Annotated in this window: 27 protein-coding genes; 9 read left to right on the forward strand and 18 right to left on the reverse strand. The window is 66.1% G+C overall.

What is annotated here, in order from left to right; all coding sequences use genetic code 11:
- Nucleotides 1-32: 32 nt before the first annotated feature.
- From AB7008_RS43450 to AB7008_RS43460, 3 genes are all read right to left on the reverse strand, one after another.
- Entirely contained in the window at nt 33-1,283 is a 1,251-nt protein-coding gene (locus AB7008_RS43450; RefSeq protein ID WP_028158023.1) for an MFS transporter, read from the reverse strand.
- A 301-nt stretch (nt 1,284-1,584) separates the two neighbouring features.
- Nucleotides 1,585-2,928, reverse strand: coding sequence for a phosphoglucosamine mutase (gene glmM, locus AB7008_RS43455; RefSeq protein ID WP_248880044.1), 1,344 nt, complete (start codon nt 2,926-2,928; stop codon nt 1,585-1,587).
- 218 nt (nt 2,929-3,146) lie between these two features.
- Entirely contained in the window at nt 3,147-3,314 is a 168-nt protein-coding gene (locus AB7008_RS43460) for a hypothetical protein (RefSeq protein ID WP_196236553.1), read from the reverse strand.
- A gap of 105 nt (nt 3,315-3,419) precedes the next feature.
- Between AB7008_RS43460 and AB7008_RS43465 the strand changes: the two genes are divergently transcribed.
- Nucleotides 3,420-4,556 (forward strand): alpha-hydroxy acid oxidase, encoded by a 1,137-nt coding sequence (locus AB7008_RS43465; protein WP_441260859.1) that lies wholly within the window; start codon nt 3,420-3,422, stop codon nt 4,554-4,556.
- A 109-nt stretch (nt 4,557-4,665) separates the two neighbouring features.
- Here AB7008_RS43465 and AB7008_RS43470 read toward each other — a convergent pair whose 3' ends face one another.
- From AB7008_RS43470 to AB7008_RS43510, 9 genes are all read right to left on the reverse strand, one after another.
- Nucleotides 4,666-5,286: a hypothetical protein gene (locus AB7008_RS43470; RefSeq protein WP_441260860.1), complete on the reverse strand. Its 621-nt coding sequence runs from the start codon at nt 5,284-5,286 to the stop codon at nt 4,666-4,668.
- A 14-nt stretch (nt 5,287-5,300) separates the two neighbouring features.
- Nucleotides 5,301-5,927 (reverse strand): hypothetical protein, encoded by a 627-nt coding sequence (locus AB7008_RS43475; protein ID WP_304491522.1) that lies wholly within the window; start codon nt 5,925-5,927, stop codon nt 5,301-5,303.
- A gap of 67 nt (nt 5,928-5,994) precedes the next feature.
- The gene (locus AB7008_RS43480; protein WP_041954008.1) at nt 5,995-6,834 is read right to left on the reverse strand and encodes a shikimate dehydrogenase; all 840 of its coding nucleotides are present in this window, start codon (nt 6,832-6,834) and stop codon (nt 5,995-5,997) included.
- Nucleotides 6,835-6,886: 52 nt separating this feature from the next.
- Nucleotides 6,887-7,531 (reverse strand): YoaK family protein, encoded by a 645-nt coding sequence (locus tag AB7008_RS43485; protein ID WP_028158018.1) that lies wholly within the window; start codon nt 7,529-7,531, stop codon nt 6,887-6,889.
- 66 nt (nt 7,532-7,597) lie between these two features.
- Nucleotides 7,598-9,352: a SulP family inorganic anion transporter gene (locus tag AB7008_RS43490; RefSeq protein WP_441260861.1), complete on the reverse strand. Its 1,755-nt coding sequence runs from the start codon at nt 9,350-9,352 to the stop codon at nt 7,598-7,600.
- A gap of 96 nt (nt 9,353-9,448) precedes the next feature.
- Complete coding sequence (locus AB7008_RS43495) at nt 9,449-9,721, reverse strand: helix-turn-helix domain-containing protein (protein ID WP_014492044.1); 273 nt, start codon at nt 9,719-9,721, stop codon at nt 9,449-9,451.
- A 284-nt stretch (nt 9,722-10,005) separates the two neighbouring features.
- The gene (locus AB7008_RS43500) at nt 10,006-12,054 is read right to left on the reverse strand and encodes an elongation factor G (protein ID WP_441260862.1); all 2,049 of its coding nucleotides are present in this window, start codon (nt 12,052-12,054) and stop codon (nt 10,006-10,008) included.
- A 153-nt stretch (nt 12,055-12,207) separates the two neighbouring features.
- Entirely contained in the window at nt 12,208-12,690 is a 483-nt protein-coding gene (locus AB7008_RS43505; RefSeq protein WP_441260863.1) for a DUF992 domain-containing protein, read from the reverse strand.
- Between the two features lie 171 nt (nt 12,691-12,861).
- Nucleotides 12,862-14,064 (reverse strand): pyridoxal phosphate-dependent aminotransferase, encoded by a 1,203-nt coding sequence (locus tag AB7008_RS43510; protein WP_039157959.1) that lies wholly within the window; start codon nt 14,062-14,064, stop codon nt 12,862-12,864.
- A 616-nt stretch (nt 14,065-14,680) separates the two neighbouring features.
- On the opposite strand from AB7008_RS43510, the gene AB7008_RS43515 reads away from it, so the two are divergent.
- The 6 genes from AB7008_RS43515 to AB7008_RS43540 all read left to right on the forward strand — a co-directional run bounded on the left by AB7008_RS43515 (nt 14,681) and on the right by AB7008_RS43540 (nt 18,569).
- On the forward strand, nt 14,681-15,331 hold the full coding sequence (locus AB7008_RS43515; RefSeq protein ID WP_014492040.1) for a glutathione S-transferase family protein: 651 nt from the start codon (nt 14,681-14,683) through the stop codon (nt 15,329-15,331).
- A gap of 152 nt (nt 15,332-15,483) precedes the next feature.
- On the forward strand, nt 15,484-15,660 hold the full coding sequence (locus AB7008_RS43520; protein ID WP_196236552.1) for a hypothetical protein: 177 nt from the start codon (nt 15,484-15,486) through the stop codon (nt 15,658-15,660).
- A gap of 85 nt (nt 15,661-15,745) precedes the next feature.
- Nucleotides 15,746-15,892: a hypothetical protein gene (locus tag AB7008_RS43525; RefSeq protein ID WP_200889981.1), complete on the forward strand. Its 147-nt coding sequence runs from the start codon at nt 15,746-15,748 to the stop codon at nt 15,890-15,892.
- 128 nt (nt 15,893-16,020) lie between these two features.
- Nucleotides 16,021-16,833 (forward strand): PAS-domain containing protein, encoded by an 813-nt coding sequence (locus tag AB7008_RS43530; protein WP_441260864.1) that lies wholly within the window; start codon nt 16,021-16,023, stop codon nt 16,831-16,833.
- An 87-nt stretch (nt 16,834-16,920) separates the two neighbouring features.
- Nucleotides 16,921-17,376 carry a GNAT family N-acetyltransferase gene (locus AB7008_RS43535; RefSeq protein ID WP_014492036.1) on the forward strand — a complete coding sequence of 152 codons (456 nt, stop codon included), beginning with the start codon at nt 16,921-16,923 and terminating at the stop codon, nt 17,374-17,376.
- A gap of 251 nt (nt 17,377-17,627) precedes the next feature.
- Entirely contained in the window at nt 17,628-18,569 is a 942-nt protein-coding gene (locus AB7008_RS43540) for an aldo/keto reductase (RefSeq protein ID WP_441260865.1), read from the forward strand.
- A gap of 18 nt (nt 18,570-18,587) precedes the next feature.
- Here the strand turns inward: AB7008_RS43540 and AB7008_RS43545 are convergent, their stop codons facing one another.
- The 3 genes from AB7008_RS43545 to AB7008_RS43555 form a co-directional block, all read right to left on the reverse strand.
- Nucleotides 18,588-18,911, reverse strand: a complete 324-nt coding sequence (locus AB7008_RS43545; RefSeq protein ID WP_304491528.1) for an antibiotic biosynthesis monooxygenase family protein — start codon at nt 18,909-18,911, stop codon at nt 18,588-18,590.
- An 86-nt stretch (nt 18,912-18,997) separates the two neighbouring features.
- Complete coding sequence (locus tag AB7008_RS43550; protein ID WP_441260866.1) at nt 18,998-20,215, reverse strand: DUF1501 domain-containing protein; 1,218 nt, start codon at nt 20,213-20,215, stop codon at nt 18,998-19,000.
- Nucleotides 20,216-20,217: 2 nt separating this feature from the next.
- Nucleotides 20,218-21,774 (reverse strand): DUF1800 domain-containing protein, encoded by a 1,557-nt coding sequence (locus tag AB7008_RS43555; RefSeq protein WP_248880054.1) that lies wholly within the window; start codon nt 21,772-21,774, stop codon nt 20,218-20,220.
- A 114-nt stretch (nt 21,775-21,888) separates the two neighbouring features.
- Here AB7008_RS43555 and AB7008_RS43560 point away from each other — a divergent pair, with 114 nt between their 5' ends.
- A complete protein-coding gene (locus AB7008_RS43560; RefSeq protein WP_080669567.1) occupies nt 21,889-22,116 on the forward strand; it encodes a cysteine-rich CWC family protein in 228 nt (75 codons plus the stop codon).
- 62 nt (nt 22,117-22,178) lie between these two features.
- Here AB7008_RS43560 and AB7008_RS43565 read toward each other — a convergent pair whose 3' ends face one another.
- The 3 genes from AB7008_RS43565 to AB7008_RS43575 all read right to left on the reverse strand — a co-directional run bounded on the left by AB7008_RS43565 (nt 22,179) and on the right by AB7008_RS43575 (nt 24,121).
- Nucleotides 22,179-22,877 (reverse strand): glutathione S-transferase family protein, encoded by a 699-nt coding sequence (locus tag AB7008_RS43565; RefSeq protein WP_441260867.1) that lies wholly within the window; start codon nt 22,875-22,877, stop codon nt 22,179-22,181.
- Between the two features lie 237 nt (nt 22,878-23,114).
- The gene (locus AB7008_RS43570; RefSeq protein WP_248880057.1) at nt 23,115-23,345 is read right to left on the reverse strand and encodes a hypothetical protein; all 231 of its coding nucleotides are present in this window, start codon (nt 23,343-23,345) and stop codon (nt 23,115-23,117) included.
- On the reverse strand, nt 23,342-24,121 hold the full coding sequence (locus AB7008_RS43575) for a TSUP family transporter (protein ID WP_441260868.1): 780 nt from the start codon (nt 24,119-24,121) through the stop codon (nt 23,342-23,344). Before AB7008_RS43575 ends, AB7008_RS43570 begins: the two co-directional genes overlap by 4 nt.
- Nucleotides 24,122-24,314: 193 nt before the next feature.
- Between AB7008_RS43575 and AB7008_RS43580 the strand changes: the two genes are divergently transcribed.
- Nucleotides 24,315-25,232, forward strand: coding sequence for a LysR substrate-binding domain-containing protein (locus AB7008_RS43580; protein WP_028151584.1), 918 nt, complete (start codon nt 24,315-24,317; stop codon nt 25,230-25,232).
- Nucleotides 25,233-25,259 lie beyond the last annotated feature (27 nt).

Consider the following 25,259-nt stretch of genomic DNA (forward strand, 5'->3'; position numbering starts at 1 on the left):
GATGAAGCCGCAATGCAGCGAGACAGGATTTGTTAACGCAGGTGCTGCGGCAGCTTGGGCAGGAACACCGCAAGCAGGCCGATCGCCGGCAGCCAGGCACAGACCTGGTAGACGAACTCGATCGAGGTGTGATCGGCGAGCTTGCCGAGCACGGCGGCGCCCAGACCGCCGATGCCGAAAGCGACGCCGAAGAACACGCCCGAGATCATGCCGAAGCGGTGCGGCACCAGCTCCTGCGCGAACACGATGATCGACGACGTCGTCGAGGAGATGATCAGGCCGATGATCACCGACAGCACCGCGCTCGCATAGAGCCCGGCATAGGGCAGCGCCAGCGTGAACGGCAGCGCCCCGAGGATCGAGATCCAGATCACGATCTTGCGGCCGAAGCGATCGCCCAGCGGACCGCCGAAGAACGCGCCGACCGCATTCGCGGCAAGGAAGATGAAGAGATAGATCTGCGCCGCCTGCGTCGACACGGCGAAGCGATCGATCAGGTAGAAGATGTAGTAGCTCGACAGGCTCGAGACGTAGAGCTGCTTCGAGAACAACAGCGCCACCAGCACGGCAAGCGCGACCGCGACACGGCGCGAGCTCGGCGCGTCGGGATGGGCCTGAACCGTCGCCGTCTTCTTCGCCTTGATCTGCGGCTCGTACCAGCGGCCGATGCGCCAGAGGATGAGGATCGCGAGGAACGCGATCGAGGAGAACCAGGCGATGCTGCCCTGCCCGAACGGCACCACGATCAGCGCCGCCAGCACCGGCCCCATCGACGTGCCGAAGCTGCCGCCGAGCTGGAATACCGATTGCGCGAACCCATAGCGGCCGCCGGAGGCGAGCCGCGCGATGCGCGCCGACTCCGGGTGAAACACCGCCGAGCCGAGGCCGACCAGCGCGGCGGCGACGAGGATGACGAGATATTGGTGTGCGGCGCTGAGCAGCAGCAGGCCGAAGAAGGTCGAGGCCATGCCGATCGCGAGCGAATAGGGCTGCGCCTTCTTGTCGGTGTAATGCCCGACCACCGGCTGGAGCAGCGAGGCCGTGAACTGGAAGGCCAGCGTGATCATGCCGATCTGCGCGAAGTCGAGCGCGTAGGTGTCCTTCAGGATCGGATACACCGAGGCGATCAGCGACTGCATGGTGTCGTTGAGGAAGTGCGAGAAGCTGATGCCGGCGAGCACGACATAGGCCGGCCCCGCGGCAGCCCGGGCGGCGGGCGCCACGTCGCTGACGACGACCGGCTCGGTCAGCGTTTCCTCGGAGACGACGACAGGCTTGTTCAATGGAGCATCCCGGCGCGGCGAACCGCCGCACTCGCTCATTACGATGCAAGCAAAGGTGGAACCACCGCCAATTGCAAATGGCTGGAATGCACGGGTGCTCTCGTCGCTTACCCTCCCCTGGAGAGGTCCGGGACGAGCGTAGCTCGCCCGTGGGTCGGCTCACATTGAACGCAGCGAAAATGTGAGACGGGGTGGGGTGACAGTCTCTCCGCGTCGAACAGTGCCCGCGTGGAGAGATCACCCCACCCCGCTCGCGCTTCGCGCGATCGACCCTCCCCCTCAGGGGAGGGTAAGGAAGACCTCAGGCCGCGGCCTGTCCGAGCGCGGAGACGATGGTGTCGACAACGTCCTCGACCAGCAGGCGGTCCTCGCCCTCGCCCATGACGCGGATCACGGGCTCGGTGCCGGACGAGCGGATCAGAAGGCGACCGTGGCCGTTGAGCCGCTTCTCGCCGTCGGAGATCGCCGATTTGACGTCGGAATCCTCGAGCGGCTTGCCGCTCTTGTAGCGGACGTTCTTCAGGATCTGCGGCAGCGGGTCGAAACGGTGGCAGACCTCCGACACCGGCCGGCGCAGCCTCTGCACCACGGCCAGCACCTGGAGCGCCGCAACGAAGCCGTCGCCGGTGGTGGCATAGTCGGACAGGATGATGTGGCCGGACTGCTCGCCGCCGAGATTGTAGCCGCCGTTCAGCATCTGCTCGAGCACGTAGCGGTCGCCGACCGGCGTGCGCACGAGATCGAGCCCATGCCCCTTGAGGAAGCGTTCGAGGCCGAGATTGGACATCACGGTGGCGACGATGCCCGGCCGCGACAGCCGGCCGTCTTCCTTCCAGCTCTGCGCGATCACCGCGAGCAGCTGGTCGCCGTCGACGGTGTGGCCGCGCTCGTCGACCAGGATGACGCGATCGGCGTCGCCGTCGAGCGCGATACCGATGTCGGCGCGCATCTCGCGCACCTTCTTCGACAGCGTTTCCGGCGAGGTCGAGCCGCATTCCTTGTTGATGTTGAAACCGTCGGGCTCGACGCCGATCGGCACGACGTCGGCGCCCAATTCCCACAGCGCTTCCGGCACCACCTTGTAGGCGGCGCCGTTGGCGCAATCGACCACGACGCGCAGGCCGTCGAGCGAGAGATCGCGCGGCAGCGTGCGCTTCGCGAATTCGATGTAGCGGTCGTGCACGCCGTCGATACGGCGGGCGCGGCCGAGGCTCGCGCTCTGTGCGAGCCGCTTGTCGAGGGATTCGTCGAGCAGCTGCTCGATCTGCTTCTCGACGTCGTCGGACAGCTTGAAGCCCTGCGGGCCGAACAGCTTGATGCCGTTGTCCTCGAACAGGTTGTGCGAGGCCGAGATCATCACGCCGAGATCGGCGCGCATCGACTTGGTCAGCATCGCCACCGCCGGCGTCGGCATCGGACCGACCAGCAGCACGTCCATGCCGACCGAAGTGAAGCCCGCGACCATCGCATATTCGATCATGTAGCCGGACAGACGCGTGTCCTTGCCGATCACGACCCGGTGGCGATGGTCACCGCGCTGAAACGCAAGGCCTGCGGCCTGGCCGACCTTGAGCGCGAGCTCCGGCGTGATCAGTCCGTTGGCGCGGCCCCGAATCCCGTCCGTCCCGAAATATTTGCGGCTCATATCGTCCCCCACGCAACAACCAGGAACCCCTCTACAACTACGGGATGCCCGAAAGGGACCCGCATCCCTGATTTGCTGAGACGTTATAATGCCTTCGCGGCTAACTTGGCTTCAAAAAATGTGATTAATCATTACGGGACAGGGCCCAAGGCGCCCCGGTAACTTATTGTTAGCACTATATTTCCGGCCGACAGGGCGAAACGGGGCGGAACCCGCCCCTAGTCGGAGCGCTTCACATGGCTGTCCTGGCGGCTCGGCGCCGGCTGGGTGACGTTGACGGGATCGGACCCCGGGAAGGTCTCTTCCAGGCCCTCCGCCAGCGCGTCGTCGAGATCCTGCTTCTCCTTGATCTCTTCCGGTGTCGGCTGGCCGTGCGGTTTGCTCATGGCGCCCTCCTCCCAAACGATTTGGCTGTGCATCCAACCATGCTAGATGACCCCTCGATCTTCCGATGCAAGACTTCTGATGCAAGACGGGCCGGGGAAACGTTCATGAAGCACATCACCTGTATCGACGACCTGCGCACGCTGCATCAGCGCCGCGTGCCGAAGGCGTTCTTCGACTATTGCGACCGCGGCTCCTATGCCGAGGAAACGCTGCGCGCCAACCGCGAGGACATGCAGGCGATCAAGTTCCGCCAGCGCGTCCTGGTCGACGTCTCCAGGCGCGACACCTCGACCATGATCCTCGGCGAGTCCTCGACCATGCCGTTGATCTTGGCGCCTGTCGGCCTCCTGGGCATGCAGCATGGCGACGGCGAGATTCACGCCTGCCGCGCCGCGCAGGCCGCCGGCATCCCGTTCACGCAGTCGACGATGTCGATCTGCTCGATCGAGGACATCGCCGCCAATGTCGAGAAGCCGTTCTGGTTCCAGCTCTACGTGATGAAGGACCGCGGCTTCATCAAGGAATTGATCCAGCGGGCGATGGCGGCGAAATGCAGCGCGCTCGTGCTGACCGTCGATCTCCAGGTGATCGGCCAGCGCCACCAGGACATCAAGAACGGCATGACGGTGCCGCCGGAATGGTCGCTGTCGAAGCTGATCGATTTCGCCACCAAGCCGGCCTGGGTGTCGGGCGTGCTGCAGGGCAAGCGCCGCACCTTCGGCAATCTCGCCGGTCATTTGAAGGTCAGCGACGACATCACATCGCTGTCGACCTGGATCAACTCGCAGTTCGACACCTCGCTGAACTGGAACGACATCGAGTGGATCCGCAGCATCTGGCCGGGCAAGCTGATCCTGAAGGGCATCCTCGACGTCGAGGACGCCGAGCTCGCCGCGAAGACGGGCGCCCAGGCGCTGGTCGTCTCCAACCATGGCGGCCGGCAGCTCGACGGCGCGCCGTCCTCGATCGAGGCGCTCCCGGAGATCGTCGACGCGGTCGGCTCGCAGATGGAGATCATGTTCGACGGCGGCGTCCGCTCCGGCCAGGACGTGATGCGCGCGCTCGCGCTCGGCGCAAAGTCCTGCATGATCGGCCGCGCCTACGCCCATGGCCTCGGTGCCGGCGGCCAGGCCGGCGTCGCCAAGGCGATCGACATCATCCAGAAAGAGCTGCTCACGACCATGGGCCTGTGCGGCGTCAACAGCATCGACGAAATCGACGATCACATCATTGCGGTGTGAGCAAAGCGGCGGCGCCGTAGGGTGGGCAAAGCGAAGCGTGCCCACCAATTTCGCGAAACGCGGGAAAGTGGTGGGCACGTCGCAAGTGCGCCTTTGCAGCGCCAGTCCCTCACATCGGCGGCGTGATCCCGTCGCGACCGACATTGACCCGGTTGGCTTCCAGCGAGCCGTCCTCCTTCTTCGCCGCGCCGAAGATGATCAGCTTCGCGCCGGGCTTGATCTCGGATTTGTCGCTGGCGACGAAGGTCACGATCGGCGTATCCGGCGGCACCACCACCTTCTTCTCGCCGTCCTTGTACTTGACGGTGATGTTCTGGCCGTCGGTGCCTTTGACCGTCTGCGCCACGGTGGCATTGGTCATGGTCGAGTTGGCGCGCGCATCCCAGGGACGAAAACCTTCGGCCGCGCCGCGCTGGTTTTCCGGGAAGATGTGCACGGCGATCGCTTTCTGCGTGCCGTCGGGCTCGGGCATGCCGGTGACGCCGATATAGGAGCCGTCCTTGATCTCCGACAGTGAGGTCTTGACCACGGCGAAGACCGCGACGTTGTCGGTCATTCGCACCTTCACGTCGCTGCCTTCGCGCGTCTTGATGTCGAGCGCGTTGCCGTCGACGCTCTCGATGGTGCCGCGGATGCGGACCGTAGGCACCTGCTGCGCCGAGGCGGAGAACATCGAAGTGACGGCGAACGCCGCCACGAACAGATGTGGCATCCAGCTTGATTTCGACATGTTGCGATTCCCCATTACATCGGCGGTGTCAGGCCGTCGCGGCCGACACTGACGCGGTTGGTTTCGAACGAACCGTCCGGCAGCTGCTTCATGAAGGCGATTACTTTCGCGCCGGTCTTCAGCTCGGATTTGTCACCGGGCACGAAGGTCACGACCGGCGTGTTGTCGGCGACGAACACCTTCTTCTCGCCGTCCTTGTACTTCACCAGCAGCGTATGGCCGTCATTGCCGACCACGCTCTCCGACACCGTGGCGTTGGTCATGGTGGAGTTCGGCTTGAGGTCATAGGGCCGCGAGCCCTCGCCGGTGCCGCGCATGCTCTCCGGAAACACGTGGACCTCGACCGCGTTCTGGCCGCCGTCCGGACCCGGCACCGTGGTGGCGCCGACGAAGGAGCCGACCTTGATGTCGGCGAGTGAAATCTTGGTAACGCCCGACACGTTCACGTCAGGGGCGATGCGAAGCTTGACGTCCTCGCCGCTGCGCGACTTGACCTGCATGGTGTCGCCATTGACGCTCTCGATCGTGCCGCGCACGCGCGTCGGCACCGGCGCCCTCTGCGCGACGGCATAGAGGGTGGAAGCGGCCACCATCGCAATGGCGATGAGCGGACGTGTGAAAGTTGCACGTTGAACAGGCATGAAGGTCTCCGGATTGTCCCCACGGGGATAGAACTCCGGAGGTGGGGTGCTATTCGCCGTTACCCTTTCAAGTCTTTGTGAGATCGGCCTCGACCAGCGCGCGCAGCTCGGCCGTGACCTCAGGTCTTTGGCCGAACCACAGCGCGAAGCCGCGCACCGCCTGGTGCAGCAGCATGCCGAGACCGTCGGCGGTGTTCAGGCCGCGCGCCTTCGCAGCCGCCAGCAGCGGCGTCACCAGCGGAACGTAGACGAGGTCGGCGACGACCGCCCCCTCCGGCAGGCGCGCCACGTCGACATCGAGTGAAGGCTGGCCATGCATGCCGAGCGAGGTCGTGTTGACGAGAAGTCTCGCGCGCGGCAGCACGTCGTTGATGCCGTCCCAGGGAAGCGGATGCACGTTCGGCCCGAACTGCCTTGCCAGCGTCTCGGCGCGCGCGATGGTGCGGTTGGCGAGGTGGATGCGCTTGATGCCGCGTTCGAGCAGGCCGAACACGACCGCGCGCGAGGAACCGCCAGCCCCGAGCACCAATGCCTCTTCCGCCCCGTCCCAACCGGCCGCTTCGGCATCGAGATTGCCGATGAAGCCTTCGACGTCGGTATTGGTCGAGCGCAGCTCGCCGTCGGCAAACCACAGCGTGTTCGCGGCGCCGACGGCCCTGGCGCGCGCATCGGGCGTGGACAGCGCCAGCACGTCTTCCTTGTGCGGGATGGTGACGTTGGCGCCGACGAAGCCGCGCAGCGACAGCCGCAGCACGAAGTCGCGCAGATCCTCGGGCGGGACCGCCTCGATGACGTAACCACCCTCGATCCCGAGCGTGCGCAGCCAGTAGCGATGGATCAGGGGCGAGCGCGAATGCGCAGCCGGCCATCCGATCAAACAGGCTGCGGGAGTCCTGGGCGCGGTCATCTTTCCCTCGGGTCGTGTTCGAGGCGATCCATTTCGCGTCCCGCCGGCTCTGTCAAGCGCGCGGCCGTCGCATCGCCGCAGCCACGATCGCAGCCAAAGCCAGCGCCGCGGCAGCGGCGAGCCAGATCGCGGCGAGGTTGATCCGGGCATAGCCGAGCGCCCCGCCCGCCGAACCCGCAACGAGCGCCGCCCACAACAGCAGGTTCGGCGCCCAATTCCAGCGCGGCCCGCCGGTGAGGCTCACCGCGAGGAACTGGCCGACCTTGACCAGCGCGCCCGTGACATAGGTGAGGCCGAGGCCCGCGCCGCCGTCGATCTGGAACACGGCGTTCTCCAGGCCCATCGCGAGCACGATGGCCGCGATCGCGAGGTTCGGCAGGCCGTAGGCATGGCAAAGTCCGGCACCCGCAAGCAGCCCGGTTTCAATGAGAAGCAGCCAGGGCTGCCGCTCGGCCCCGCCGCCGAGCACGACGAGGCTGCCGGCCGCAGCACCGGCCACGAACAGCGCGATCAGGCCGAGGGCACCGGCGGCGTGCCACCATTGCGCTTCCGCCAGGCTGACGCCGAGACGCGTGGAGTTGCCGCTCATGAACGAGACGAACAGGCCGCCGAGATGCAGGAAGCCGATGCCGTCGACATAGCCCGCCAGCATGCTGAGCGCGCAGGCCAGCGCGATATTGCGACGCGAATCCAGCATTCCCTGCACCACCGCCGTGACGCGGCAGTGTCGATCAAATCGGCCGGCTTGAGAAGTGCGCTGCCGTCAGATCGCGGCGGCGTCATCGGCCACGGGCCGCGCCGCGCCGGCCTTGATGTCGGCGACGGCACGCGCGATGGTCTCGCGATAGCGCGCACGCGGCGGCGTCACGCCATGGGTGAGCAGTGCACGGCGAACCGGGGGCGACGCCCCGGTGATGAACAGCCGGATGCCGTGGCGGTGCGCCTTGGCGGCGACGCGGCCGAGCACGTTGGCGGCCGTCGAATCCAGGAACGGCACCGCGGCGAAATCGACCACAAGACCCTTGCGCTGCTCGGCGATGCCGTCGAGCACGTTTCCGATTGCCGAGGCGGCACCGAAGAAGAACGCGCCGGTGATGCGGTAGACCAGCACGTCGCGATCGATGGCGAGCGCGGGATCGTAAGGCACGCGCTCGCCATTGCCGTCATCGGGACGATCGGCGGCCACCAGCGGGGAGCGCTCCTCGATGCCGGTCATCTCCGCCATGCGGTGGATGAACAGCACTGCGCCGAGCGCGAAGCCGACCAGGATGCCTTCGGTCAGGTCGCGGAAGATGGTGAGCAGGAAGGTCGCGAGCAGCACGACGGCATCGCCCCAGGACGAGCGCAGCAGCGTCGCGAATTCGTGCTTCTCCGCCATGGTCCAGGCGACGACGACGAGCACGGCGGCGAGCGCGGCCAGCGGGATGTAGCTCGCGAGCGGCGCTGCGATCAGCATGAACAGCAGCAGGAAGATCGAGTGCAGCATGCCCGCAAGCGGCCCGCGCGCGCCGGCGCGGATGTTGGTGGCGGTGCGCGCGATCAGGCCGGTGACGCAGATGCCGCCGAACAGCGCCGAACCGATGTTGGCCGCGCCTTGCGCCACCAGCTCGCAATTGGAGCGGTGACGGCGACCGGTCATGCCGTCCGCCACCACCGCCGACAGCAGCGATTCGATCGCGGCCAGCAGCGCGAACGAGATCGCATCCGGCAGCACGGCCGTCGCCTTCGCAAGCGAGAACGCAGGCAGCGCCGGCGACGGCAATTCGCGCGGAATGCCGCCGAACCGGCTGCCGATGGTTTCGACCGGCAGCGACAGCACGGCAGTCGCCACCGCGGCGAGCACGACGGCGATCAGGATGCCGGGCCAGGACGGCCGCCAGCGCCGCAAGGCCGCGATGACGGCAATGCTGACGATCGCGACCGCGACGGCAGAGGGATTGATCGTGTGCAAGCCCCCTGCGAGCGCAACAAGTTTCGGCACGAATTCGCTGGGCTCTTTCCCGGCCAGCGTGATCCCGCCGAGATCGCGGAGCTGGCTGGCGAAAATGATCACGGCGATGCCCGCGGTGAAGCCGACCGTGACGGGGTAGGGAATGAACTTGATGTAGGTGCCGATCCGCAACAGGCCCGCGGCGACCAGGACCATACCCGCCATCAGGGTGGCGAGGATGACGCCGTCGACGCCGTGCCGCTCCGCGGTGACCGCGACCAGTACGATGAAGGCGCCGGCGGGCCCGCCGATCTGGAAGCGACTGCCGCCGAGCAGCGACACGATGAAACCGCCGACGACGGCGGTGTAGAGCCCGCGGTCCGGCGTCACGCCCGAGGCGATTGCGATCGCCATCGACAGCGGCAGCGCGACGATTGCAACCGTCAGGCCCGCGAACACATCCGCGCGGAGATCCGCGAGGCCGTAGCCTTCGCGCCAGACGGTGACGAGCTTGGGGAGATAGAGTTCGGCAAAGGTCGGTCGACGCAGCTGATGCAGCTTGCCTGCGTGTTCGCCTGTGATGCTCATTTCCGCAGAGTGCTCCGCTGCCGACAATGCTCCGGTGCATCGTGCAGCGCGCGCGTGCGACGATGCGCTAGCTCATCCCGAGCACGATCAACGCGATCATGCTCCCACGCGGCGCGGCGGTCCCGGCTCCTTCAGGCGAACGCCCCGCCCGCCGCTGTCGCTGCGGGCCTGCTCGCCGATCAGCTCGACGCCGGCCCGGTCGAACGCCTCGACCACCTTGATCAAGGTCTCGACCACGCCGCGCACATTGCCGGTGCTGGCCTCCATCCGCTGGATGGTCGGCAGCGAAACGCCGGCGAGCTCGGCCAGGGCTTTCTGGTCAATGCCAAGCAGCGCGCGGGCTGCCCGCATCTGGAACGACGTGATCACCGTGGCCTCACGTATCAGAGCTTATAAGTGATATTTGGAGCATGCACAATGATGTAAAATACATCATTATAAGGTGAGCGCAAGGGGCGCTTACGAGCCCGCCTATCTCCGCCGTCATTGCGAGGAGCGAAGCGACGAAGCAATCCAGAATCCCTCCGCGGAAAGACTCTGGATTGCTTCGCTGCGCTCGCAATGACGCATTGAGAGAGCGCAGCCTTACTTCGCCTCTCCCCGCGAGGGCGAGGAGAGGCGAAAGCAGTGCACTCCTTACCGCGCGAGACGGATCACGCCGCGTGCTGATGCGCGGCGATGATCTGGTCGGCGGCGCGGCCGGTCACCTCGGCCATGTGGTCGAACTGACGGGTGAAGCTGCCGGCTCCGGCCGTGGCCGAACGCAGCTCGACGATGAGCTCGCCGATCTCCGCCTCCGGCATCATGGCGCGGACGCAGTCCCATCCGCTCCAGCCGTCACGGGTGTCGAAGCCGAGGATCTGGCCGCGCCGTGCCGACAGGATCGCGTTGATCTTGGCGGTGGCGTCGGTCGGGCAGACGATCTCGACCACGTGAATCGGCTCCAGCAGAACCGACTGGCATTGCGGCAGGCCTTCATTGAGTCCGACCCGCGCCGCCGTGCGGAAGGCAAGGTCGGAGGAGTCGACGCTGTGATAGGAGCCGTCGGTCAGCGTCACTTGCACATCGGTGACGGGGAAACCGAGCGGGCCGCGCGTCAGTCCGTCGACGACGCCCTCTTCCACCGCGCCGATATAGTTGCGCGGCACCGCGCCGCCCACGACCTTTTCGGCGAACTTGAACCCCTCGCCGCGCGGCAGCGGCTTGATGTCGAGCACGACGTCGCCGAACTGCCCGTGGCCACCGGACTGCTTCTTGTGCCGGCCGCGCTGGACGATCGGCTTGCGGATGGTTTCCTGGTAGCCGATCGCGGGTGGATGCGAGGTGATCTTGACACCGAAGCGGTCGCGCAGCCGCTCGCTCGCCACGCGCAGATGCATCTCGCCCTGGCCCCACAGCACGGTGTCGTGGGTCTGGGCGTTCATCACGATGCCGAGCGAAGGATCCTCCTCGTGCAGCCGGGCAAGGGCCTGGCCGAGCTTGACGTCGTCCTTGCGGTCGGTGGCGGCGACCGAGATCGCGAGCACCGGCGGCGTCGGCTCCGGGGCGAACAGCGCAGCCGGCGGGGACTTGCCGCTCGAAACCGTGTCGCCGGTCTTGATCGGGTCGACCTTGGCGAGCGCGACCGTGTCGCCGGCATCGGCCGCGGCACGCTTGGTATCGTAGGCGCCGTTGACGGCGAGGATGCCGGAGATGCGGCCGCTCGCGCCGGAGGCGGATTGCAGCGTGGCTCCGTCGTCGAGATGGCCGGCGAGCAATCGCGTCAGCGACAGCTTTCCACCATGCTGCGAATGCAGCGTCTTGAAGACGTAGCCGAGCGCCTCCTTGCCGGCCGGCACACCGAGACGCTTTGCAGTCTCCTCGATGCCGGGCGCCTCGTGGCGCAGGGCCTTCATCAGGCGCAGCACGCCGTTTTCGCGCGCGGCGGCACCCAGCAGCACGGGGCAGATCTGCCCCTCGCGCAATTCGCGGGCGAGATCGTCGAACACGGCATCGCGCGGCGGCTGGATGTCCTCGAGCAGTTGCTCCATCAGCGCGTCGTCGTGATCGGCGAGCTTCTCCAGCATCGAGAAGCGGGCCTCCTTCTCGCGATCGAGATCTCCGCCTTCGAGCGCGACCACCTCGGAGGCCTTGTGCTCGCGGTAGATGAACGCACGTTCCAGCGCGAGATCGACGAAGCCCTCGATCAGCTCGCCCTTCCAGATCGGGATCTGGCGCAGCACCAGCGGCACGCGCGAGGCGGGCTGGAGTGTTGCCAGCGTCTCGCGGATGCGCTTGTTGGCGCGGTCGATCTTGTTGAGGAACAGGAAACGCGGGATCTTCAGCTCCTCCAGCTCGCGCAGGATGATCTGAAGCTGCGGCAGCTTCTTCTCGTCGGCCTCGCAGACCACGACCGCGGCGTCGACAGCGGGAAGCGCTGCGCGCATGTCGTGGGCGAACTCAACGGAACCGGGACAATCGAGGAAGGTGTAGCTGTCGCCCATGAAACTCGTGGTGGCGGCAGTCAGGCCGACGGTCATCTTGTGATGACGGGCCTCCGCAGAGGCGTCGCCGACGGATGTTCCGGCGTCGACGCTGCCGGCGCGGGGGATTGCGCCCGTTCGCGCCAGTATTGCTTCGAGAAGTGTGGTTTTACCGCTTTGGAATGGGCCCACCAGTGCGATGCACCGTGGACCTCGGGGACTTCTGACGTCTTGTCCCATTCGCCGCCTCCTTGGTGTGGAGCTCGGCCCATGATTGGGTCGGCAAACGCCGATGCTCTGCCCGTCCCCGAGATTTGGCAAGCATCAAAAATCGCTGCGGTGCGTCGTTGCCGAAATCGCGTCGGACCGACGCGATCTGCACACGCGAAATTGTCAACGACCCGGACGGAGTTCCAGGCTCTCGAGGCCGGCGGCGACGTTGAGGCCGACCTGGCCCTGCACGCTGAGCGGCTGGAGCGCGATCGAATTGTTCGAGCCACCGACCAGCGCGTTGCCACCGACACCGACGCCGACCGAGGCGCTGCCCTGCGCGCCGGCATAATTGCCGGAGAGATCGCCGGGGCCGAGCCGATCGACCGGCGCGAACACGCCCCAAGCAAGCGTGGTCTCCTGGGTGATGCCGACGTCGAGACCCACTTTGCGGATGGTCGCGACGTAGCGATCCTCCGGCAAACCGTCGGCACGCAGGACGCAGCCGAGATTGGTCACCGATCCCACGATGAAGCCGACGCTGGCGCCGCCGCGGCATTCGAGCACGCCGACCCGAACCATCCGCTGCTGCTGAGCACGGCTGTTTGCAACGGAGGCAACGAGGCTGGCCGCGGCGAGCCCGGCGAGGATGAACGAACGGCGCATGAAAGTCTCCGGCGATGAATGTGATGCGAGCAGAGAGGCGCACCTGCAAGCGAGGCGCGACGTTCTATGCCACAACAGCCGTGGTGGTGCCAGATCACGCGTGACGATAAGCGTGCAAACATTAAAAGGCCCGCCGGAGGCGGGCCTTTTCGTTCGGCATTTGCGACAGGCTCAGCGGAGATTGCCGCAGAAGCGCTGGATGCGCTTGCAGGCATCTTCGAGGTCCGAGGTCTTGGTCGCGTAGGAGATGCGGAATGCCGGGCCGAGGCCGAACGCCGAACCCTGCACGACGGCGACGCCTTCGGTCTCGAGCAACTCGGTCACGAAGGTCTCGTCATTGTCGATCACCTTGCCCGACGGCGCGGTCTTGCCGATGGTGCCGGCGCAGGAGGGATAGACGTAGAACGCGCCTTCCGGACGCGGGCACTCGATGCCCTTGGCCTGGTTGAGCATGGAGACCACGAGGTCGCGGCGCTCCTTGAACACCTTGTTGTTGGCGGGGATGAAGTCCTGCGGACCGTTCAGCGCTTCCACCGCGGCCCATTGTGCAATCGACGACGGGTTCGAGGTCGACTGCGACTGGATCGTCGACATCGCCTTGATCAGCTGCGCCGGACCGCCGGCGTAGCCGATGCGCCAGCCGGTCATGCAATAGGCCTTCGACACGCCGTTCACGGTGAGCGTGCGGTCGTAGAGTTTCGGCTCGACCTGCGCGACCGTGGTGAACTGGAAGTCGTCATAGACGAGGTGCTCGTACATGTCGTCGGTCATCACCCACACATGCGGATGCCGGACCAGCACATCGGTGAGCGCCTTCAGCTCGGTCCTGGTGTAGGCCGCGCCGGTCGGGTTCGACGGCGAGCACAGGATCACCCATTTCGTCTTCGGCGTGATCGCACGCTCGAGCGCCTCGGCCTGGAGCTTGAAGCCGGTCGCGGCGGTGCAGACCACCGGCACCGGCTCGCCGCCGGCGAGCGCCACCATCTCGGGATAGCTGACCCAGTACGGCGCGGGGATGATCACCTCGTCGCCCGGATTGATGGTCGCCATCAGCGCGTTGTACAGCACCTGCTTGCCGCCGGTGCCGACGATGATCTGGTTCGGCTTGTAAGCCACGCCGTTCTCGCGCTGAAACTTGCCGATGATGGCTTCCTTCAGCTCGGGAATGCCGTCGACGGCGGTGTACTTGGTCTTGCCGGCTTCGATGGCATGGATCGCAGCCAGCTTGATGTTGGCGGGCGTGTCGAAGTCGGGCTCGCCGGCACCGAGGCCGATGACGTTGCGGCCCGCCGCTTTCAGCGCACGTGCTTTATCCGTGACCGCGATGGTCGCGGACGGCTTCACACGGTCGAGCGCAGCGGCAAGGAAGGACATCGTCATCTCCTGACAAGCGTCGTGAACCCTTTGGCCTCACGACTCCGATTGTGGGAATGAGCCACCCTAAAACGTGTGCCGCTGCGCCGCAAGAAACTTCGGCCCGATCTCGAAAAAGTTTACGGATCTGGAGCGCTTCTAGGCGCGTTTTCCCGCAATTTTCCGTAACTTTCCCGCCGGAATCCCTCATATCCGGCAAGGCCTGTCCTCGGAGCAATTTTGCGCGTTGATCGCCATGAAATCTGACTGTCGTCATGCCCGGGCTTGTCCCGGGCATCCACGTTCTTTGTGCCGTGTGTCGAGGCGAGGATGGCCGGGACATAGGCGAGCGGAAGCGACGCCGTCCTTCGGACGGCTATGCCCGGCCATGACGAGGCGGAAGCTTCTGTGTCCTAACCGTTCTCGCGAGGCACGAACGTGCGGCCGCGCGCTAACGCAAGCGTGATCTGATTTGCAGCGTCGCACGAAAATGATCTTTCGCGGCATTGCGGTGCGGTAGGGTTTTCGAGTTTTTCTATGGCGCGGGTCTTGCGGCGGATTCGCAACGGCATCATTGTTTAGCCGCGATGCGGGACAACGAACACCGCGCCTTCCCGTCCTCGGAACGAACTCCAGAATGTACAAGCTCTATTCGATGCAACGCTCCGGCAACAGCTACAAGGTCCGCCTTGCGCTGGCCCTGTTGAACGTGCCTTACGAAGCGGTCGAGGTAGACATTCTGCGCGGCGAGAGTCGCACGCCGGACTTTCTGACCAAGAACCCGTCGGGGCAGGTGCCGCTGCTCGAGGTCGGCGACGACCGCTATCTCGCCGAGTCCAACGCCATCCTCTGGTACGTCGCGGTCGGCACGCCGCTTGCGCCCGAGAACCGCATCGACCGCGCCGAGGCGCTGCAATGGATGTTCTTCGAGCAGCACGCGCTCGAGCCGAACATCGGCGCTGCCTATTTCTGGCTGTCGCTGGTCAAGGGCGGCCGCGATCTCCAGACCCACTCCCTGGAAGACTGGATGGAGCGCGGCTATGGCGCGCTCCAGGTGATGGAGAACCATCTCAAGACCAATTCCTATTTCGCCGCCCGCCAGCTCACGGTCGCCGACATCGCGCTGTACGGCTATACCCACCTCGCCGAGCGCTGCGACTTCGACCTCTCGACCTTCCCGGCGATCCGGGACTGGCTGAAACGCGTGGAGGCTGCACCCGGCTTCGTGGCGATGGACTGGCGGCCGACCGATGTCGACGACCCCGCCAGCATCGCAGCGGGCGCCTGACGGCGCGCTGGCTGCGGGAATAGCGGGTATAAGGGCAGCCCATGCCGCATTCTCGCCATTTTCGACGCTATCGCCGCCCCAATATTGCCGGTTGAAACAGGGAAATTGTTCGAGTCGCGGGTGATTCGCTCGCACGTTGAAGGATTTAGACCATGATTCGGGCGTCCGGCACGGCAGGCTTTCAGGGCCCAACCGTTACCGTTTCGTCTTCCCGGCTGACCAACGCGGTCGTGGCCTCGCTCGCCGTCGCCGCGCTCTCGCTGTGCCTGATCGTCACCCTGACTGTGCTGTCGACCAAGGCGACCATGGCGATGGGCCTGCCGGTCTGATCCCCGTTTCATCCCGGACCCGCCTTCAAGGTGCCGCGCGGCCCGCGCCGACCGGCATCGCGACAGGACACCGATGAAATCGCCTGTGGTAGTCGTTGCAATCACCCTGACCGCGGCCATCCTGGTCGCGGCATCGCTGTTGATTTTCACCGGCATGCGCAAGAGCCCGGGGACGTCGACGCTGAATGCGCCGGCGCAGCAGCAGCGCCTCAGGCACGCGCATTTGGCCTAAAATCATCCGAAAGCTTTGCCCTCGCCGGCAAGTGCCCCTTAAGCGCACCGCATGAAATCGCATCGCATGGACGCAACGATCGGCCAGTGTTGCGGCCTTACCTCGTTCGGGAGGAGCGAGACTGGCCCATGCGGTTCGGATGGCGTGCGATCTCCGGTCCGGCGCTGACAGCGGCAATTGCGCTGCTGGCGATCCTGCTCGATCGCCATATCCATGTTCCCTCGCCTGCGCCGCTGTTCGTCTGCATCGTGGCGCTCGCCGGCTCGCTGTCGGGTCTCGCTTCCGCCATGACCAGCGCTGCCGTCGCGGTGATCGGCGCGGCGTTGTTCTTTCTGGCCCATCGGGCTCTGCCGGGCTATGCGGCGGCGGATCTGGTCCGGCTCGGCCTCCTCGCCGTGACGACTGCCGGCACGGCCGCAATCACCGGCCTGATGCGCGAGCGGCTGCTCGGCACATTCGCCGCCGAGCGCCAGAGCCACGCCACCGCCGCGCGGCTGTCGGCCGCGCTCGACCAGTTCGATATCGGCATCGTGCTGCTCGACGCCGAGACGCGTGCCGAATTCATCAACCGCGCATTTCGCGACTATTTTGCGCTGCCGGACGAAGTGGCCGACGGCAAGCCGCCCTTCATTGCGCTGATGTATCACGGCCGCGACACCGGCGCGTTCGAGCTGCCCGAGGACGAGCTCGGCACCTTCATCGCGCAGCGGATGGAAATGGTGCGGATCGGCGACGCCACGCCGATCAACATCGCCTTGCGCAATGGCGAGGTGCTGCGCTTCGTCTGCGCCGTCCTGCCCGATGGCGGGCGCATGCTGAGCTACACGCCCGTGACCGACCTCGTGCGCCACACCGACCGGCCCGCGCGCGCCGAGTACTACCGCTCACTACGCGATCCCGCGGGCCGCGGGCTGATGCGGTACTTGCGCGTCGCGGAGTGATGCGACGGCGCGATTGATCGGCAGTGCGATCATCACGTATGAAGGACGCTTCACCGCCTTGCGTCCTCCGAGATCGCGGAAACCCACATGTCGCTCACCATTCGCTCCGTCACGAAACAGGACTACGATCAATGGCTGCCGTTGTGGGATGGCTATAACGCTTTCTACGGCCGCTCGGGCCCGACCGCGCTGGCGCCCGAAATCACGCGGATGACGTGGCAGCGCTTCTTCGATGGCTATGAGCCGGTGCATGGGCTGGTCGCCGAGAGCGACGGCAAGCTGCTCGGCATGACGAACTATCTGTTTCACCGCAGCACCACGGCGATCGAACCGTCCTGCTATCTGCAGGACCTGTTCACGCTGGAGGCCTCGCGCGGCAAGGGCGTCGCCTCGGCGCTGATCTACGGCGTCTACGAGCGCGCAAAGCTCGCAGGGTCCCCGCGGGTCTACTGGCAGACGCACGAGACCAACGTCACGGCGCAGAGCCTGTACGACAAGGTCGCCGAGCGCTCCGGCTTCATCGTCTATCGCAAGATCTTCTGATCGCGGCGGCCTCAGCGTCCCTGTGGATAACTCTGCCTGTCACCCGCGCGTAACATAGCGGGACTACGCTGCGCCTGCGTCTGATCAGGCCCCCCGTCACCGATCAAGCGCCCCAAAGCGGTCCCCGTCAGTCGCCGCGTCTGACAGGGGCCGCATTTTTTTGTCCGCATGGCAGCATCGCTGCGCCCGTCTTGCTGCTGCGGCGCACCGCGGTCACAATGGATCTCTGCTCTCTCCTGACAGGATCTCCCATGGAAATTCGTAATCTCGGCGCCTCCGGCCTGCGCGTGTCCGCGGTTGGACTCGGCTGCAACAATTTCGGCCAGCGCATCGACCTCGAGGCCTCCCGCAAGGTGATCCATCGCGCGCTCGATCTCGGCATCACGCTGTTCGACACCGCCGACATCTATTCGAACATGGGCGGCTCGGAAAATGTGCTCGGCGCCGTGCTGGGCGATCGCCGCAAGGACATCGTGCTGGCGACGAAATACTCCAAGCCGATGGCGGAGGACGGAACCAAGCAGGGCGCCTCGCGCCGCTACATCATGGAGGCCGTGGACGCGAGCCTGAAGCGGCTGAAGACCGATTACATCGATCTCTACCAGCAGCACGATTACGACCCGCTGACGCCGATCGAGGAGAGTCTTCGCGCGCTCGACGATCTCGTCCGCCAGGGCAAGGTCCGCTACATCGGCAATTCCAACTTTCCGGCGTGGCGGATCGCGGAAGCGGAATACGTCGCACGCGCGATGAATGTCAGCCGCTTCGTCTCCTGCCAGGACGAATACTCCCTGGTGGTGCGCGACATCGAGAAGGACCTGCTGCCGGCGGCAACGGAATACAAGCTTGGCCTGTTGCCGTTCTTCCCGCTCGCAAGTGGACTTCTGACCGGCAAATACAGGAAGGGCGAGGCCGCGCCCGGCGACACCCGCTTCGGCCAGACTCCGCGACTGCGCGACCGCTACGTCACCCCGCGCAACGAGGCGATCGTCGAGAAGCTGCAGGCCTTTGCGCAAGCGCGCGGACACTCGATGCTCGAGCTCGCTTTCTCCTGGCTCGCCGGCCGCCCGCAGGTCTCGAGCGTCATCGCGGGCGCCACCCGCGTCGAGCAGATCGAGCAGAACGTCAAGGCGATCGCGTGGAAGCTCCGCGCGGATGAGCTTGCGGAAATCGACAAGATCACCCGGGGCTGATGTTTAAAGCGCGGCGCGCTACTTCGCGCCGCGTCCCACCGTCTGCATCACCTCGAAGCCTTCGAATTGGGGATGGCCGAGATAGAGCGGCTTGTTATCGCCGGCGCGCTGATGCGCCGCGCGAAACGCCTCCGACTTGGTCCACGCCTCGAACGCGGCGTGGTTCGCCCAGATCGTGTGCGACGCATAGAGCGTGTGGTCCTCGAGCTCGGGGCCGCGCAGCAGATGGAATTCGACGAAGCCCGGCACCCCGTCGAGAAACGTGTCGCGCTTCAGCCAGACCTGTTCGAAATCGGATTCAGAGCCCTTGGTGACGCGGAAGCGGTTCATGGCGATGTACATGCGGGTGATCTCCTGATGCTCGGCTCATCATGTCGTCATTCCGGGACATACCGCAAGGAGCGGGCCTGGAATGACGGTGGCTGTTATTACGCCACCAATCCCTTCATCGGCCGCGCTGCGGCGCTGTCCGGGAACACCGTCTCCGCCAGCACGCGATCGGACAGGCCGAACTGTCCCTGCAGCACGCCCTTGATGACCGAGCGAAGGTCCGTGGTCGGCTTGAGGTCGCGGCCTTCGTGGAGGTTGGCGAGCTTGAGGCCGGGCCAGTCGGAGATGACGCGGCCGCCTTTCACCGCGCCGCCGGCGAGCAGCGCGATCGTTCCCGTGCCGTGATCGGTGCCGTCGGTGCCGTTGATGCGCGCGGTGCGGCCGAACTCGGTGGCGACGACGATCGCGGTGTCGCGCCAGCGCTCGCCGAGGCCGCTTTCGAACTCGGCAAGCGCGCCATCGAGGCCGCCGAGCAGGAAGGCCAGACGCCCGACCGGACCGCCTTCATTGGCATGCGTATCCCAGCCGTCGAAAGCAAGCGCGGCGATGCGTGGGCCGTCATCGGCCGCCATCAGTTTTGCGGCGCCGCGCGCGACCTGGCGCATCTGCGCGACCTGGTTGCCGGGCTTCGGCTTCATGTCGTCGCCGCTCGCGGCCTTCTCCAACTGGAGGCCCTGCGACAGCGCGGAGGCCAGCGCGGGATCGCGGTGGCGATAGAGATCGACCAGCCGCATCGCGGTGTCATCGTCGGCTTGCGGCAGCGCCACCGGCGCCCACCCGACGGTCGGCGCATTGCCGCGCAATACCAGCGGCGTGGTCGGACCGACCGCGAGCCCGCTCGACACACGCTCGCCGCGCGGCAGCGCTTCGAGCGCGCGATTGAGCCAGCCGGATTGTACGCGGCCGGGGCCGGCGTAGCCGCTTTCGAGCACGTCCTGGCCATCGAAATGCGAGCGGTCGCGATAGGGCGTCGCCACCGCATGGATCACCGCGGCATGCATGTCGCGATACATGCGCGCGAATTCCGGCATCGCCGGATGCAGCGCGAAAAAAGTATCGAGCATGATCGCCGGATGCGCGCCGTCGGCGGCAAGCGCGATCGAGCCGTGCAGGCCGGCATAATCGGGGTCACCGAGCGGCGCGACGGTCGAGAGCCCGTCGAGCGCGCCGCGCAGGATCACCACGATCAATCGCGGATCGCGGCCGCCGGCCGCGCGGGCGAATTTCGGCAAATAGGCCCAGGCCGCGAAGGACGCGCCGCCGAGCAGCAGGCCGCGGCGCGAGGTGAGGAGCCGGTTCTCGACGCAGTCGATCATCGTCATCTCCTCTGCATTTCCGGCGACATCAACAGCAGTGCCAGCGCCTGCTGCCGCGACTCCGCGCGCTCGATGGTTTTGCGCGTCTCGATCGAGGCCGCATCCGCAGCCGCGAACTCCAGCAGGTCGAGCGGATCGATGTTGTTGCCGAGCCGCGCGCCCATTTGCGCCGCGATGTCGAGCCGGAGCTTGATGCCTTCGGGTGCGGCCCAGGCCGCGCTGGTATCCGGAAAACCGTTCGGCCCGGCCGGCGACCACAGCGGCTGGCCGAGCAGGTTCAGATTATTGAGATAGCCGCCGGGATCCTCCGGCACGCGCGCGAGCAGCCGGCCGCTCGCGACCACGAAGTCGTAGGGCGAGCGCATCTTGGTCAATGGCGCCTTCCACGCTTCGTCGGAATCGACGAGCGCCGTCGCCAGCGCCTTGAGATCACCGTCGGTCTTGACGAAAACGTCGCGCAATCGCGCCACGAGCGCCGGCGGCGGATCGTCGGCAACGAAATGGCGGACGAATTTGGTGGCGATGAAATTGGCGGTCGAGGGATGCCGCGCGATGTCGGCGAGTGCGGCCTCGCCCTGCGCAAGGCCGGTCGGCCCGTAGGACTTGCCGAGCAGCATCTGCGGCCCGGGCTGGTGCGCATTGGCGTTGAACACGAAGGAGCCGGGCGTGCCCAGCTGCCCCTGCCGTCCGGCAAAGGTCCAGCCGGTGATGATGCGCGCAAGCGAGGTGACGTCGTCCTGCGTGTAGCCGCCGCCGACGCCGAGCGTATGCAGCTCCATGATCTCGCGCGCGAGATTTTCGTTCAGCCCGCGCTTGCGGTTTTGCCCGGCGCGCGAGTCCGGCCCGAGCGATTGCTGGTTGTCGAGGAAGAACAGCATCGCCGGATGCTGCTCGACCGCCCTCAGCATGTCGGCGAAGCGCCCGAGCACATGCGGCCGGATCGCCTCGCGCTCGAACGCGCCTGCCCATATCCGCGCCAGCTCGCCCTTGCTCGCGGAGATGCAGAAATGGTTGGACCAGAACACCACGAGCCGCTCGGTGAAGCCGCACTCGACCAGCGTCGCGCGTTGCAAGCGCGCCAACGCCTCGGCGCGAAAGGTTTTCTGGATCACGTTGAGCGGCTGCGGCGCGGGCTTGGCGGCAGGGAGCGCGGCAGCGTTGGGCTGCATCGTATCCGGCTTCGCCGCATTATCGGCGGGCTTGGTCTCGGCCATCTGGCCGGCGATCTCGGTCGCGACCGCGTTCAGCGAGAGATTGCGGCGCAGCCCCGGCTTCTGATCAGCCGGTGCCTGCTGCGCTCCTTCAGCGGGCGCAGCGGCCTTCGCGGCCTCGCGCGCCTGCTTGACCTGATCCTGATAGGCGAACACGGCCTGCCCGAGTTGCGGCGTCGATTGCAGCCCCGGCGCCTCCAACAGCACGCCGTTGGGGCGCGCGAGTTCCGCCTTCACGAAGCCGCGCGGATCGGACGCCGCGTTGATGAGATCGCCGGACGCCCCACCGCGCGCTCCGAAACCGAAACGGTTCAGCGCGACGAGGGCAGCTTGCGAATCGCGGGCCATCGATGTGTCCTTCGCGCGTTGCCAACCGCTTTCCGAGTCTGAGTGCAGCGCCTAATATACCGTAGCGGGAGATGAACCCGGCATGAAAATGACGGCGAAGCCTTTGGGCAAATCATGACAAATCCGAAAGAATTTCCCTTCGAATTTCCCTTGCCGGAACCGCGCCGTCTCGCCTGCTCCCGTTGCGGCACCGAGTTCGGCTGCGATCTCTCGGGAAATTGCTGGTGCGCCGAGGAAACGGCGCGGCTGCCGATGCCGGTCAAGGGCGAGGATTGTCTGTGCCGGGAGTGTTTGCGGAAACTGGCAGCGGAGGCGCGTAGCCCGGATGGAGCGCAAGCGTAATCCGGGATTCGTTCCGCAGGCGCCGGCCCCGGATTGCGCTGCGCTCCATCCGGGCTACGAAGCTAGACTGGATGACCCGGCGACTTCCGCGCCATGCCGTCGAACGCGTCGAGCAGCTTCTCGCGCCACGCGTAGACGGGGTCATCCGCTTCCAGCAGCCTGAACGGGCTCGTCACGCGCGCCCACTGGAAACCGCCGAACACGATGTAGTCGGCATAGTTCGGCGCGCTGCCGCCGATGAAGGGCTGCCTCTTCAGGGTCTGCCGCATCACCTCGAGCGATTTGCGGAACGCGACCACGCCGGTGTCGCGGCTCGCCATCACGTCCTCCAGCGTTTTGCCGCCAAAGCGCGCCTCGCGCGACTGGCGGAAATAGGTGGCATCGACCTCCGCGAGGTTGTTCGGGATGTCGGCGATGATCAGCGGGAAGATGCCGCCGACGATGGCGATGTCGCCCCAGGCATTGAGCATGCGCGCCATCGCGCGGCCGCCTTCCCCGCCGAACAGAGACGGCTGGTCTGGAAAATTGTCCTCGAGATAGTTCGCGATCGCCCAGGAATCGATCACGGGCTTTTCATGATGCAGGAGCACCGGGACCTTCTCCGAGCCGTGCGGCGAAATCGCGCTCTTCTCGGTGAAGCGCCAGGGCAGCGATTCCGCCGACAGGCCCTTGTGCGCCAGCGCCATCCGTGTGCGCCAGCAATACGGGCTGAACGGGCGCGCGGCATCGGTACCGACGAGTTCGAAGAGCTTGAGCGACATGGCTGGTGTTCCATCATTGCGAGCGCGGCGGAGCAATCCAGACTACCGCCGCGGAGACATTCTGGATTGCTTCGCCGGCGCTCGCAATGACGATGTGGTGAGAGATGCGCACTATGCCCCGCACAGGCGGGGCATCCAGTACACTGCGGAGGTCGTGAGACACATGACGGCTGGTGTATACCGGATCATCCGCCTTCGCGGATGACGACCGTGAGGGCGCGGGGAGAGGCGAAGAAACTACCGCCCGTTCGTGCGCAGCAACTTCTCGCCGTCCGTCGTCACCGCGATGATCAGCCCGATGCCAGGCAGGGTTTCGCGGGTGACGTAGCCCCGCTCGGCGGCGTCTTCCCAGATGGTGAGGCGTGGGCACGAGGTCTTCCAGGTCGCGATCACCTCGGCATAGGGGCGCGGCTCGCGTGCGACCCATTCGACGAAGTCCAGCACCAGCGGATCGGCAATCTCGCTCATTGCAAACCTCCCTTGTCGAAGGCCGCCAGCACCGGCGTGCGAACCAGGAGCCAGCCGCCATAGGCCATATAGTAGCAGGCGATGGTGGTGATCAGCTTGTTCGACCAGATCACGAATTGCTGGTCGGTCATGGCTTCGAGGATGCGCCGCGCCAGCGTGGTGCCGAGCATCGAGGCGAGAATCGCGACGCCGGCGAGCACGGGATCGAGGCTCGCGGCCTGGTCGATGATGCCGCCGAAATAGACGAGCTTGGTGAAATGGCTGACGAGCTGGCACATCGCCTTCGTCGCCACCTTCTCGCGCCGGCCGAAATCGCCGCCGAGGAAGAAGGTGTCGAGCAACGGGCCGGACACGCCGGTCATCAGCATCAAGCCCATGCAGATCGTGCCATAGACCGTGCCCTGCCAGAGACGGTCGGGATCCGGCTTGATGTTCGACGGCAGCAGCCGCGCCATGAACGGGGTGACGCCGAGCAGCAGCAGCGCCATCGGCTTGTCCGGCACATAGCGGGTGAGCGACCAGGCCGCGAGCGCGACGGCCGCGCCGACCATGTAGTTCGCGACCGGCCGCCAGCGGATATGCGCCCGCCACAAAAACGCGCGCCAGCCGTTCGAGGCCATCTGCGTGATCGCATGCAGCACCATTGCGGTCGGCAGCGGCATCAGGGCCAGCAGCACGCCGATCAGGATCAGCCCGCCCGCCATGCCGAACAGTCCCGACAGGAACGCGGTGGCGACCATCAGCAATCCGAGGGCAGCGATCATGATGGGCGTCACGAGAGATTCTCCTGCAAGCGCGTAAGGGACGAAGGCTGCATCACTCCCTCGCCCCGCTCGCGGGGAGAGGCGAAGAACGCGGCGGCGGCCCCAAACACAACTTGGAATGACTCTCATTCTTGTGCCTCGCTTGCCCCACTCGCGCAAACTGAGTTATCTTGGCCTTGCATCAGCTTTCCTGAGGGTCGGTCATTTGCGGCGGCTGCTGTTTCTCAACGGCATCAAGGCATTCGAGGCGGCGGCGCGGACCGGCAGCTTCGCCGCGGCCGGGCTCGAGCTCAGCGTGTCGGCGGCGGCCGTCAGCCGCATGGTGCATCTGCTGGAGGAACGTCTCGGCGTCGCGCTGTTCGAGCGCAAGGCCAACAAGCTCGTGCTGACGCAGGCAGGCCGCGCCTATCAAAGCGGGCTGACGCCGATCTTCGACGCGCTGGCAAGCCTCACCGCGCAGGTGACGGCGCCCTCCAGCGTCCGCGTGCTCACCATCGGTGTCGGCCACACCTTTGCGATGCGCTGGCTGATCCCGCGCCTGTCGGAATTTCGCAGCGAGGAGCCCGACATCGAGGTGCGCTTCACCACCGGCGGCGCCGAGGTCCCATTCGGCGAGGACTGGAGCTGCGGCATCAAGCTCGGCACCGGCGACTGGCCCGGCCTGGTCGCCGAGCCGCTATTCGCCGGCGACCTCACGCCGGTCTGCGTGCCTCGCCTCGCCACCGGCCTGAAGCGGCCCGCCGACCTCAAAGGGCCGGGCCTGATCCGCGTCACGCATTCGCCGGAGGATTGGCCGATCTGGCTCAAGGCCGCGAACCTCACCCGCATCAACGCGCGCGGACCGGAATTCCAGTTCTACGGCCAGGCGCTGCAGGCCGCCGCCGACGGGCTCGGCATCGCCATGGGCATCCGGCCCTATATCGACGACGATCTCGCCGCTGGCCGGCTGGTCGCGCCGTTCGATCTCTCGGTTCCCAAGGGCATGCGCTGGTACCTGCTGTATCGGAGTTTTCAGACCGAGCAGCGCGACTTCGCCGCGTTCCGGCGCTGGATCATGCGCGCGGCCTCGGAGCCCGCCGCACGCCCCGCGAGGCGGATCGGCCGCGCCGCGCCACGGAACTGACGCCCGTTCCACGAGGCCCTGGGCAAA

The organism is Bradyrhizobium sp. 521_C7_N1_3 (assembly GCF_052075975.1).
Lineage (GTDB): Bacteria > Pseudomonadota > Alphaproteobacteria > Rhizobiales > Xanthobacteraceae > Bradyrhizobium > Bradyrhizobium japonicum.